The following is a 13,254-nucleotide window of genomic DNA, read 5'->3' on the forward strand; positions in this document are numbered from 1 at the left end:
CCAATTAAAACAACAACAAACCAAATGCAGCAAGAGCTAAAAAATCCCCATTAATGGGGATGGCGCGACATTAATGTAATTATTAATTTGCTAATCATAATACCCTTTAAGCAACAAGGAATATGACTCTTATTTTTTATGACACTGAAGCCTTGAAAGCGATTGATTTTCTAACGATTATACTGGATATAGTGTCTTTAATTGCACTTACTATAGCCTTTTATTTTTTATATAAGATATTTACCAAAATTATTAAACCGCCCCGAAAGCACGAGTAATTATACAGGCATTAAATTAAATGTTGATTTTACAATAAATAAGAATTAGCATCATAAAACTATTTTAGTTTACAATTGTTATCTTTGCGTGCTTAAAAAATAAGACTCACTCATGCGCATATCTTACAACTGGTTAAAACAATTTATTAAACTCGACTGGAAATCTGATGAAACTGCTGCCCTGCTTACAGACCTGGGCCTTGAAGTAGAAGGAGTTGAAAAATATGAGTCGCTTAAAGGAGGCCTTGAAGGTGTGGTTATAGGGCATGTACTTACACGCATACAACACCCTAATGCCGATAGACTTAGCGTTACCACCGTAGATCTTGGCGACGGAAATCCTGTACAAATAGTTTGTGGGGCACCCAATGTTGCTGCCGGGCAAAAAGTTGCCGTTGCAACTATTGGAACTACATTATATGACAAAGAGGGCAATGCTTTCCAAATAAAAAAAGGCAAAATTCGTGGCGAAGACAGCCATGGTATGATCTGTGCTGAAGATGAGCTGGGTCTTGGCGAAAGTCATGACGGCATCATGGTATTACACGAAGATCTTGTACCGGGAACTCCTGCTGCCAAAGTTTTTGAAATTGTTACAGACGAAGTTTTTGAAATTGGCCTTACGCCTAACCGTGCCGATGCCATGAGCCATCTTGGGGTTGCACGCGATCTTAGGGCTGGATTAAATCAAAAAAATGTGCATACAGAGCTTATTACACCTTCAGTTAGCAACTTTAGGGTAGATAAACGCACACTTAAAATAGATATTAAACTGGAAGATGCCAAGCGTGCACCACGCTACTGTGGTGTAACCATATCGGGCATTACAGTGCAGCCATCGCCGGCATGGTTGCAAAACAGGCTTAAGGCCATAGGTCTTAGTCCTAAAAATAATGTTGTAGACGTTACTAACTATGTAATGCACGAACTTGGACAGCCACTACATGCTTTTGATGCTGCAAAAATTAAAGGCAATAGAGTATATATAAAAACGGCTGAAGCAGGAACAAAATTTGTAACTCTTGACGATGTAGAACGTATACTTCATGAAGAAGACCTTATTATTGCTGACGAAAACGGGCCAATGGCATTAGCCGGAGTTCTTGGCGGAAAAAAATCGGGTGTTGGCGAAGGTACGTCCACAGTATTTTTGGAGAGTGCTTACTTTAATCCCGTAACTGTAAGAAAAACTGCAAAACGTCATAGCATAAACAGCGATGCTTCGTTCCGTTTTGAAAGAGGTATAGACCCAACGATAGCACAATATGCGCTGAAAAGAGCTGCACTGCTAATTCAGGAAACCGCAGGAGGAGAAATCACATCGGATATTGAAGATATCTATCCTAAAAAAATAGAAGATTTTTCAGTATTCCTAAACTTTGATACTGTAACAAAAGTAATTGGCCAGGAACTGCCTAAAGAAACCATAAAGAAAATATTGGTATCGTTAGACATTAAAATAACCTCTATGTCTGAAAAAGGACTGGGGCTAATCATACCGTCTTACCGTGTTGATGTTGATCGTGAAATTGATGTTATAGAAGAGATCCTAAGGGTATATGGCTATAACAATATCAGCTTTACACAAAAATTTAACGCTTCTATCTCAAACTCTACGCGCACAGAAGATTACAAACTTCAAAATGTGGTGGCTGCACAACTTACGTCTCTTGGATTTAACGAGATGATGGCTAACTCTCTTACCACTCCTGATTATGTTAAGTTATCAGAGAATCTTAAAGAAGAGTTTAATGTATTAATGTTAAACCCACTAAGTAACGACCTTTCGGCCATGAGGCAGTCACTACTGTTTAGTGCTCTTGAGGCTGTATCGTTTAATATAAATCGTCGTCGTGCCGACCTTAAACTTTTCGAGTTTGGTAAAAGCTATCATAAAATGCCGGGCGGATATGAAGAGAACAAGCATTTAACCCTAACTGTTACAGGGAACCGTCAACAGGAAAACTGGCTGCAGCCACAAAAAGGTACCGACTTTTTTATGTTTAAAGGTTATGTAACATCTATTTTAAACAGGCTTGGCTTAAACAAATGGCAGTCTCAACCTTTGCAAAATGATGTTTTTGCAGAGGGTATTGCTTTTGCTGTTGGACATGATGTTATTGTTGAATTTGGATCTGTTAAAAAACAGGTAAACAAGCATTTTGATATAAAACAGGAAGTATTTTTTGCCGATTTTAACTGGGGGGCAATTACCAAATTAGTTACCGGTAAAGTTAAATATACTGAGATCGCTAAATTTCCTGAGGTTCGCAGAGACCTTGCTTTGTTGGTAGACGAAACTGTTACTTTTGACAGTATATTTGCCATTGCACGTCAAACAGAGAAAGCGCTTCTTAAAGACATTAGCCTATTTGATGTATATCAGGGCGCTAATCTTCCGGAAGGCAAAAAGTCTTATGCGGTTAGTTTTATGCTGCAGGACAGCACAAAAACTCTTACAGACGATCAGATAGACAAGGTAATGAGTAAAATAAGACAAAATCTGGAAAAACAAACCGGAGCGCAGCTTAGGTAATAATTTCCTCTATTTTATATAACAGAAAAGGCAGCCTGAACAGCTGCCTTTTTCATTTCTGATTTTTTATTAATTGTTAAGCATCAAGTGCTTTTTTAATTGCCGTAACAGCATCATTAGCTTTACTCATCTCGGCATATTTAAGAGCATTAAATCCTTTTTCATTAGTAGCTTTAATATCCGCACCGTTTTTAATTAAAAGGTTTATTATTTCAACCTGGTTGTAGCGGGCAGCGATCATTAACGGAGTCATATCGTTAGACTTTTCGTTAACATCGGCACCATATTCAATAAACTTTTTAACGGCCTCCACATCACCTTTAGCTATTGCCTGAGCAAGCGGAGTTGCTTTCATTTTAACTTCGAAAACTGTGGTGTATTGTTTTTCAGATGCTTTAACTTCTGATGTAGATGCCATAGTAATGTTACAAAATGCTACTAAAGCAAATGCTGAATAAATGATTGATTTTTTCATGATGATCGGTTTTTATTGATTGTTTGTAAGATTTATTATTTGTTAGATTGTTGACTTAAAAGAGCCGCTGCTTCGTTAGCATTACTAATCTGTGCATACTTAAGGGCATTATAGCCTTTAGAGTTTTTGTCGTTAATGTTGGCACCGTTTTCAAGTAAAACTTTAATAATTTCTACCTCATTGTAGCGGGCAGCGATCATTAAAGGTGTCATATCGTTCGATTTTTCATGAACATTAGAGCCGTACCCAATAAATTTTTTGACAGCCGTTACATCTCCTTTTGCAATAGCAAGAGCCAATGGAGTGGCTTTTTCAACACGGCTGTAGGGAACAGTAATAGAAGAGTCTACTGATGAAACTTTAATTGGAGATGCCGTAGTAATGTTACAAAAGGCTACTAAGGTAAGTGCTGAATAAATGATTGATTTTTTCATGATTGTTTTGATTTTATGATGATTGATGATGATTAAAAAAAAGTATTGAAATCCTGCCCCACTACATGAAGCAGGTTATTAAAATATTTATATAAAGAGATTTTTTAAGCTCTTGCAGTCTGTACTAAAACAGTTTCTGCTGCGTTGGCATTGCTAAGCTGCGCATATTTAAGGGCATTATAACCTTTACTGTTTTTAACTTCGGCATTAGCACCTTTAGCTAAAAGCAGGTTAATAATTTCCACCTGGTTGTAGCGGGCAGCTACCATAAGTGGGGTCATGTCATTAGAAGTCTCGTTTACATTTGACCCATACTCAATAAATTTCTTAACAGCTTCTATGTCGCCTTTAGCAATGGCTTGGGTAAGCGGTGTTGCTGTTATTTTATTTGTATATGCAGCAACTGATGAATTTACAGCATTTACATTAACCGATGCATTTACATTAGAAGCAAAAAAAGTTGCTAAAACTAAACTTAGGGTGATGATTGATTTTTTCATGATGATTGTGATTTATGATTGATTGATGATGATTGAAAAATAAATAATTGTTGATTATTTAAAAATAAAATTGTTTTTTGATTGATGATTGATCTGTTGTTTCTAAAGAAACCTATTGATTGATGATTTGATTAATAATTGATGATTGCCCCGTTTAAAATAATAGACGACGACAACCCCGAAATGGTTACAGTAAAATTTAATTTTAACATAATTTTAACATTTGTAGTTTTGTATGCATACATAATATAAAAAACAAAAACCGCCTGTTTAAAGGCGGTTTAAAGAATTAAAAAGTTGAGATTATTTTTTTAAATAATTCAATACATTTTGTTCAATACGTTGTTGAATATTTGTAATATCTGCTTTTGCAAATTTCTCGCCAATGATATTTTCATAAAGTTCGATATACCTTTCAGATACAGAGTCTACATATTCTTCCGTCATAACGGGTATCTCCTGCCCTTCCTTGCCCTGAAAATTGTTAGCAATGAGCCATTGCCTAACAAATTCTTTACTCAATTGCTTTTGAGCTTCCCCATTGTTTTGGCGTTGCTGATACCCATCGGCATAAAAATAGCGTGATGAATCGGGAGTATGGATTTCATCGATCAAAACGATCTTGCCGTCTTTGGTTTTTCCAAACTCATATTTAGTATCTACAAGTATGAGTCCGCGTGATGCGGCTATCTCTGTGCCACGCTGAAACAAAGCACGGGTATATTTTTCAAGTACTAAATAATCTTCTTCAGATACAATACCTTTTGTCAATATTTCTTCACGGGAAATATCAACATCGTGCTCGCCAAAGTCTGCTTTTGTAGTTGGGGTAATGATAGGTGCCGGAAATTTATCGTTCTCCTTAAGTCCTTCCGCAAGCTCAACACCGCAAAGCACTCTTTTGCCGGCAGCATATTCGCGGGCAGAATGACCACTAAGGTAACCTCTGATTACCATCTCTACCTTAAAAGGTTCGCATAAATGTCCAACTGCCACATTAGGATCCGGAGTATCTATAAGCCAGTTAGGAACAATATCCTCTGTAAGACGCATAAATTTTGTAGCTATCTGGTTTAATATTTGTCCTTTGTACGGAATACCTTTTGGTAAAACCACATCAAAAGCCGAAAGCCTGTCGGTAGCTACCATAACCAATAACTCATTATTTATATTGTAGACTTCCCTAACCTTACCGCGGTACACAGATACCTGACCAGGAAAATTAAAATCAGTAGCTGTAATGGTGTTGTTTTGTGACATGTGCCTGTAGTTTGTTGTTTTGTAGTTAAGGATGCAAAAATAATAAAGTTATTACATTAATTATGATTTCTTAATTTTTAATGTACCAAAACGATATAAATATATTTCAGATCCAAATAACCTAAATCATTTTTAAAAATATACGAACACTAAAAACAATAACTAAAAATGCAACAGCCAGCAATGCAGCTTTTTGAGGTAATTTACCCGCCAGTTTCGCTGCCAATGGTGCGGCAGCTATCCCTCCAACTATAAGCCCTACCACAATATACCAATGACTGACACCCAACGATGCAAAAAATGTAATTGCAGCGGTTAAGGTTACAAAAAATTCGGCAAGGCTAACCGTACCCACCACATAGCTCGACTTTCTGCCTTTAGCCAATAATGATGATGTAACTATCGGCCCCCAGCCACCTCCGCTGAAGGCATCTAAAAAACCTCCTGAAAACCCTAATAAACCTGCGCGCTTTACTTTACCTTTAGGTTGTTTCTTTCTAAAAGCAATAATTATTAAACGTATGCCTATAATCAATGTATAAGATGATAATATGGCATAAGTAACTATTTCATAAGTATTGCCTAAATATATCAGCAGGCTTGCCCCTAAAAATGACCCTATAACTCCCGGGATAATAAGCCAGAACAACAGCTTTTTGTTTACGTTACCAAATTTGTAATGTGAATAACCACTCACACCGCTGCTAAACATCTCGGCAGTGTGGATACTTCCACTGATAGACGGAAGGTTAACCCCAAACATCATCATGCTAACAGCACAGGTAACGCCATACCCCAGCCCAACGGCACCATCTACCAACTGTGCTATAAAACCCACTAAGAGCATGGCATAAAACTCATTAGGTATAGCAATTACATGCTCTTTAAGCTCATTAAAAGATAAAACAGTAGATATGCCATATCCAATAAAAAATACAGCAAAGAGCAGCGAAATTTCTAAAACAAGTTTTTGATAGTTGCGTGGTTTTTTAACCGATTTGTTACTGCTGAGCGTTTGGGTTATCTTATTGAGGTCAGCTACCTTTTCCTGAAAACTACCTTTGTGTTTATTTCTGAAAGCGTTCAGGTTATCAATGCTAACGTTTATGTCATCGGGTATTGCTTCTTCAAGGTGCTCGCGCATTCTGCGTGCCAGTACGGGCGATTTACCATTGGTAGATATTGCGATCTTTAAACTGCCTTTATTAACTATAGATCCTAAATAAAAATCGCACAGCTCGGGTTGGTCGGCAGCGTTTACCAGTATATGGCGTGCGTTTGCCTGCTGCTTAATTACAGCATTAACCGCGCGGTTATTAGTAGCTGCTATAACAAAATCGGCAGCCTCGAGGTCGGCCTCTTCAAAAGGGCGCTCGTGGTACTGTATCTGCGGATGCCTGCTAATAACCTCCGCCAGCTCCGGAAAAATCTGCGTGGCAACCACCGTAATGTTTACATCGGGGTTTTGCCTAAGCAGGGTTTCTGTTTTTTCAAGCCCTACATTACCACCACCTACTATTAAAAAGCGGGCAGTTTCGGTCTTTAAAAAAACAGGAAATAGAGTATTGCTCATTTACTTTGATATTAAGCCACGAATTTTCGTTGGATATCAGCCTGATAAAAACTTATAATTTATGCAAAAATGCTACGTATAGTTAAAACCTACAAGGTTTAAAAAAACCTTGCAGGTTCGCCCCTATTACATTCTTTTGAAATCCTGCAAGGTCTTATAGACCTTGTAGGTATAAATTTTATATGTTTAATTGTCTCACCAGTCCCACTAAATTCAGATTATGGCTAAAAATTAATTACCGGCAAAGAATTTTCTGTGCCCAAAATCGCCCAGGGTTTCTCCCTCAGTGCGTTCGTTTATATACAGCCCCAAAAGCGTGTCTACCTCGGTAAGAATCTCTGCTTCATTCAGTTTTTCTTTATAGACTTTATTAAGTCTTTCGCCAAAACGGTCGCCACCAAGCATAAAGTTATACTGCCCCGGTGCTGTTCCTATAAAACCAAGTTCAGATACATAAGGACGGCCACAACCGTTAGGACATCCCGTCATCCTGATGCTGATTTCTTCGTCCTGCAGCTTATATTTTTCTAAAAACGGCTCTATTTTAGTAACCAGCTCCGGCAGGTAGCGTTGTGCCTCTGCCAGTGCAAGGGGGCAGGTAGGCAATGCTACACACGCCATAGAATTTTTGCGAAGTGCACTATCATCTTTATTAATACTGTATTTTATAAGTAATGATTCTACAGCATTTTTACCGGCCTCATCTATCTCTCCTAAAATAAGGTTTTGGTTACCGGTAAATATAAAGTTTGATACTTTTAGTTGCGCTACCTCATACAAAAACTGCTTTTGGTCGGGTTTTATAACACCATTTTCTACAAACAGTGTATAGTACCATTTATTTTCAAAGTTTTGCTGCCAGCCATAACGGTCGGTTCGCTCTGTAAATTCATAAGGCCGTTCCGGCAACAGCTCAAAGCCTATGCGCTTCTCCAGTTCGGCTTTAAAGCCCGGCACCGTCATTTTATCGATGGTGTATCTTAAGCGGGAAAATTTACGGTCGCTCCTGTTGCCAAAATCACGCTGAATTGTTGCCACCTCATACACAGCTTTCAGGGTTTTCTCTTCGGTATCGGTAAAGCCAAGTACGCTTCCTAAACGCGAATAGGTATCAGGGTTACCGTGTGTAGTTGCCATGCCGCCTCCCACAACTATATTAAAGCCTTTTAGCTCGTTGTTTTCTATAATGGCAATCAAACCAAGGTCGTTAGCAAAAACGTCTACATCATTTGTAGGCGGAATAGCAACCGCTATCTTAAACTTACGTGGCAAGTAACGGTCCTGATATAGTGGATCGGCCTCCTGAGAACGCTCGTATATCTTTTCGCCGTCTATCCAAACTTCATAATAAGCATTGGTCTTTGGCAGCAACAGGTCTGATATTTTATCGGCATACTCATATACTTCCTGATGCAATGGCGATACCTGCGGATGCGCACTTGTAATAACGTTGCGGTTTACATCGCCACAGGCAGCAATAGAGTCAAGCTTGGCAAGATTAAATGCCTGTATAGTTGGACGAAGCTGGTGTTTCAACAAACCATGAAGCTGAATAGTTTGTCTTGTGGTTATTTTTATGGTTCCTGTGCCATATTGTTCAGATATTTCATGGCTTGCCAGCCATTGGTCAGCCGTAATAATGCCTCCCGGAATACGCAGGCGCAGCATGAAGGAATACAGTTTATCAAGTTTTTTTTCCAAACGCTCGGCACGGCGGTCGCGGTCGTCCTGAACATACATGCCATGAAATTTAACCAGTACTTCGTCATCCGGTCTTAACCCTCCGGTATGATTATCATTAAGGCTTTCTTTAAGCGTACCTCTAAGGCCGTCGCTTTTTGTTTTTATATCTTCTACGTGTGATAATTTCTCACTCATTTTTTCAATCTTTAAATTTTCAATCTTAAATCCTCTTAGTACACATCCTTTTGGTACCTTCCCTGTTCTTCCAGCTCCGCCAATACCTGCCTGGCATCGTCTAAACTAATGCCGCGTGCTGCCGAAATCACTTCTGTAATAGTATTCTCAACATCGGTACCCATGGGGTGCTTTTGCCCGCATATATACAGGCTTGCACCATTTTGAAGCCACTGGTCAAACTCGGCTGCTTTTTCCTTAATGCGGTCCTGAACATATATTTTGTGCTGTTGGTCTCGCGAAAATGCCACATCAAATTTGTTGAGCACCCCGGTAGTCAGCCACTCCTGAATTTCGGTTTGGTAATAAAAGTCGAGCACAAAATGTTGCTCCCCAAAAAACAGCCAGTTCTTACCCTCGGCACCTATAGCATCGCGGTGCGAAATGAAACTCCTGAACGGAGCAATACCTGTTCCCGGACCGATCATTATAATATCTTTATCGTCGGCAGGCAACCTGAAGTTGTTGTTTTTATGTATGTAAAAATCAAAAGGCGTGTTTAAAGGGAAATGTGCCAAAAAGTTTGAAGCCAGTCCTTCCCTAAGTTCATCTTTAACTTTAAAAGTGTCAAGGGTAACGGTTAAATGCACTTCGCCATCGTGCGCATCTATAGACGAAGAAATGGAATACAATCTTGGTGCAATTGGCAACAACAGTTCTATAATGCTATCTATGGTTACTTTTGCGGGAATATCTACGACAGCAAGTATATCGTTCAGGTCGGCTTTCTCAGCATCATAAACCGTTTCTAACAATGAGGCTATTTGGCCTATACTACGTTTACTAAGCCCTTTAACATTACATTCCGCAAGCCATTGATTTATTGTTTCTGTCCTGTCTTTCAAGGTTATCTTCCTGCTGCCATCTTCCTTAAAATAACTTAATATTTTTTGAATGGTATACTCATCATTAAAAGGTACTATCCCCAAAGCATCGCCTGGTTCATAGCTCACTACATCCTCACTCTGTATTTCTATATGATAGGTTTCTTTATTAGACCCCCTGTCGTTTAAGATCACTTTATGGCTAATACTGCCTTTATAGTAAGTTTTGTGGGATGTTGGTGCTGTTGACTTAGAAATACTAGTATTTGTTGCCTGTGTTTTACCCTCACTCTCAAAAGCTGATTTGAGGTGGCTCTCCCATTGGGCTACGGTTTCGGCATAATCCACATCCGCTTTGACTAATGGTAATAGACGTTGCGCTCCTAGCTTTTCGAGTGCGGCATCCAAAAGCTCCCCTGCATAGCAATACAAAGGATATGATGTATCTCCAAGGCCCAAAACCGCATATTTTAGATGACTCAGGTTGATATCGGAATTAGACAACTTATCGTAAAAAGCCTGAGCATTTTGAGGAAACTCGCCCTCGCCCTGCGTGCTCATAATAAAAAGTACATGAGTCTCTTTTGCCAGTTTGGCAACATCATATTGAAAAACATCTATAGATTTTGCCTGAATCTTGTTCTTTTTAAATCCGGTTAATATTTGCGAACTTACCTTTTTAGAATTTCCTGTCTCAGTACCATATATAATGGTTGGTTTAACAGCAACTACATGAGGTACTTCTGTTTGTGGGGCAAATGTAGTTCCACTGCTTTCAAGCAGGCCTGAAACATAACCGTTTATCCATATCAGTTCGTCTTTAGAGGCGTTAAGCACCAATTGTTGCAATAGTGTTTTCTTTCCTTCAGATAGCATTTTGGTAGGTAGATTTATGGTTATCAAAATAAGAATCGGAGTTTCCACTTTCTTTCAGCCAGGCATATTGCTTATGCAGGTTTACCACACTACCCACAATAATCAGCGTAGGAACATATTCAAACGCTGGCAAACCTCTATCTTTTAATTCCTGAAAACTCAGCACCGTAGTTTTTTGGTTAGGCGTGGTTGCCTGCTGTACTATGGCGATACTTTTAGTATCGTCTATGCCAAATGCAGCAAGCTTTTGGGCGAGTGCCAGTAATTTCTGGCCACTCATATAAAACACAAGCGTATCATCAGTCTCAGCCCAATCACGCCACTGGTTTAGTGTAACTGATTTCAGGTCGAATAATGTCAAAAACCTCACTCCACGTGAATGCTCGCGAGCTGTTAGCGGTATAGCAGTATAGGCCGCTGCACCAAACGCCGCCGAGATTCCCGGCACAATTTCGTACGGTATATTGTTTGCTTTTAAAACCTCGAGCTCATCCAACACATTAGAAAATAATGATGCATCTCCGCCTTTTAGCCTCAATACCAGTTTGCCTTGCTGTGCAAGTTCTGTCATTAAAGCATTTATATCCTGCTGTGGGGTGTGTATGCCTCTGCTGCACTGTTTGCCCACATAAATAATCTGTGCATCGTGGCGTGCATTTTCTGCAATAAGCACTGGTGACACCAGCCTGTCTGTTAAAATTACATCTGCTTTTTGTAAATACCTGAGCGCTTTAACGCTAATCAGGTCGGGGTCGCCAGGACCGGCGCCTGCAAGTATTACCCTGCCGTTGTGAAGTGAACTCATAAAATATATTGTTTGTAAGTAGTTGTTCTAATTTTAAATTATAAAAAAAGCCTCTGCTTTAAAAAGAGAGGCTTTTGTAAAAATTATTATTACAGTTTAATAATGATACTCATGCCTCATCTTAGTTTTACACATACAACAACAATATACCCTATAGTGTATATAGAGTTTATGGATTGAATTTGTAAAAAGATTAAGGTTAGTGTACATGATTAAAAAAATTAATGGATAAAAAAAACTCCCATGTTTCCAGGGGAGTTTTGCTATATAAGGTTATTTACCAAATGTATATAACAGCAAAGCATCCCCCCTATTTGGGCAGCAACACATTGCACACATTGTAAATATATTTTGCATTGATTAATATTTAAGCAATGCAAACTTAATAAAGTATTTTTTAATACGGCAATATATTTAAAAAAATAATTGTTAAGCTTTATAAAACTGCCCCTCTACAGTGTTGATGATCTATTTTTTCACCAGCTTAAAAGCATCATTTTCAAACCCACTAATTATAATGGTGTAAACAGATGCACTAAGAGATACTATATCAATAACATTTTCTGTGCCGTTTAATGTACCTGCCAGTACTACACGCCCTGAAAGATCGATTATGCTGTATTGCCTCCCTACAAAATCAGCCGGACACTGTATGGTTATATTGCTAAATGCAGGATTAGGAAAAATAATAATACCTGCATCTGTCAATGTCTGAATATTAGCATTGCTTAATGTTTGCAGATATCCTTCAAGATAGGCAGACAGGTCTAAACTATGAAGCCTTTGCGGTACATTTATAATTGATTGCTGAAAATGCTCATTACTAATGTAGTAATCCAATCCATTATCTGTAGAAATTCCTTCTACCTGATGAAATGCAAGCGGTAAACTCAGCTTTCTTTTATTAGCACCAAAAAAATTGTCTTCATTAAAATCATACAACAAATATAAAAATGGCTGTAAAGTAGTACTATAACCACAAAGTACTATAAGGTTCTTATCTTCTAAATAAGTAGCCCCGGTAACTAAACCACTCACATTATAGGTAGTTAAAAGTTGCGCAGTATAGGTGCCCGGTGTTTTAGGAAGGCTGTAAACGCTTGTTTGTCTGCTAACCCATTGCTTGGTGAAAAGGTAAATATTATCTGTACCTACAATAATGGCTTCACAATCAAAATCGGTATTATTATTACCTGTAGCTGTAAAACTGGTTTGATTGGAATAACTGAAGTTTATAGAATTTACAGTTGGGTTACCTGCTAACAACCCCGCTTTATCTACCCTTATAATGCGCAAATTAGTGCGGTTGCCGTTAACATTATTTCCGGTTTCTGCAATGTAAATATAATTGCTGTCCTGGTCTATATCTTCCCAATCCTGATTACTGGTGCCTGCAACGGGTAGCGTTTGAGCAATAGTTCCGTTTGTATCAAGTCCGTAAAGGTTTATATCAGTATTATCATTATGGGTATAGATTCTATTATCCCAAAGTATAAGACCGGAAGTTTCATTTATTGTAGCCGACAAATCGACAGTATTGACTAATGATACAGATCCTGATGAATACACACAGCTTCCGTCGTTAATGGTAGCATTAGGGTTATAATTACGCGAAAGAGGATCTGTACACCCGGATACCTGCGCTGCAACCTGATAGAGGTTAAGCACAGCGAAGACTAAAAATAGGTATAGAGTTTTCATAGCAGTGTAGTTTATTTACTTAAAGTTACAAAAGATGAGGATGCATGTATTTTAAATTAGCATACTTTTAGCATT

Annotated in this window: 10 protein-coding genes; 1 reads left to right on the forward strand and 9 read right to left on the reverse strand. The window is 38.5% G+C overall.

Annotated features, from left to right (window positions below; genetic code table 11):
- Window positions 1-390: 390 nt before the first annotated feature.
- Window positions 391-2,814, forward strand: coding sequence for a phenylalanine--tRNA ligase subunit beta (pheT, locus tag GR160_RS05495; protein WP_160748816.1), 2,424 nt, complete (start codon window positions 391-393; stop codon window positions 2,812-2,814).
- A gap of 76 nt (window positions 2,815-2,890) precedes the next feature.
- On the opposite strand, the gene GR160_RS05500 is transcribed toward pheT, so the two are convergent.
- The 9 genes from GR160_RS05500 to GR160_RS05540 form a co-directional block, all read right to left on the reverse strand.
- Window positions 2,891-3,289 (reverse strand): ankyrin repeat domain-containing protein, encoded by a 399-nt coding sequence (locus tag GR160_RS05500; protein ID WP_160748817.1) that lies wholly within the window; start codon window positions 3,287-3,289, stop codon window positions 2,891-2,893.
- 35 nt (window positions 3,290-3,324) lie between these two features.
- Window positions 3,325-3,723: an ankyrin repeat domain-containing protein gene (locus GR160_RS05505; RefSeq protein WP_160748818.1), complete on the reverse strand. Its 399-nt coding sequence runs from the start codon at window positions 3,721-3,723 to the stop codon at window positions 3,325-3,327.
- Between the two features lie 104 nt (window positions 3,724-3,827).
- Window positions 3,828-4,223 carry an ankyrin repeat domain-containing protein gene (locus GR160_RS05510; protein ID WP_160748819.1) on the reverse strand — a complete coding sequence of 132 codons (396 nt, stop codon included), beginning with the start codon at window positions 4,221-4,223 and terminating at the stop codon, window positions 3,828-3,830.
- Between the two features lie 303 nt (window positions 4,224-4,526).
- Window positions 4,527-5,483, reverse strand: coding sequence for a phosphoribosylaminoimidazolesuccinocarboxamide synthase (locus tag GR160_RS05515; RefSeq protein WP_160748820.1), 957 nt, complete (start codon window positions 5,481-5,483; stop codon window positions 4,527-4,529).
- Window positions 5,484-5,604: 121 nt separating this feature from the next.
- Window positions 5,605-7,056, reverse strand: coding sequence for a TSUP family transporter (locus GR160_RS05520; RefSeq protein WP_160748821.1), 1,452 nt, complete (start codon window positions 7,054-7,056; stop codon window positions 5,605-5,607).
- A gap of 231 nt (window positions 7,057-7,287) precedes the next feature.
- Window positions 7,288-8,934, reverse strand: a complete 1,647-nt coding sequence (locus GR160_RS05525) for an NADPH-dependent assimilatory sulfite reductase hemoprotein subunit (protein WP_160748822.1) — start codon at window positions 8,932-8,934, stop codon at window positions 7,288-7,290.
- A 35-nt stretch (window positions 8,935-8,969) separates the two neighbouring features.
- Entirely contained in the window at window positions 8,970-10,673 is a 1,704-nt protein-coding gene (locus GR160_RS05530) for a sulfite reductase flavoprotein subunit alpha (protein WP_160748823.1), read from the reverse strand.
- Window positions 10,663-11,478, reverse strand: a complete 816-nt coding sequence (cobA, locus tag GR160_RS05535; RefSeq protein ID WP_160748824.1) for a uroporphyrinogen-III C-methyltransferase — start codon at window positions 11,476-11,478, stop codon at window positions 10,663-10,665. The genes GR160_RS05530 and cobA overlap by 11 nt, the downstream gene beginning before the upstream one ends.
- Window positions 11,479-11,946: 468 nt before the next feature.
- Window positions 11,947-13,179, reverse strand: coding sequence for a T9SS type A sorting domain-containing protein (locus tag GR160_RS05540; RefSeq protein WP_160748825.1), 1,233 nt, complete (start codon window positions 13,177-13,179; stop codon window positions 11,947-11,949).
- Between the last annotated feature and the right edge of the window lie 75 nt (window positions 13,180-13,254).

It is taken from the genome of Flavobacterium sp. Sd200 (assembly GCF_009826935.1).
Lineage (GTDB): Bacteria > Bacteroidota > Bacteroidia > Flavobacteriales > Flavobacteriaceae > Flavobacterium.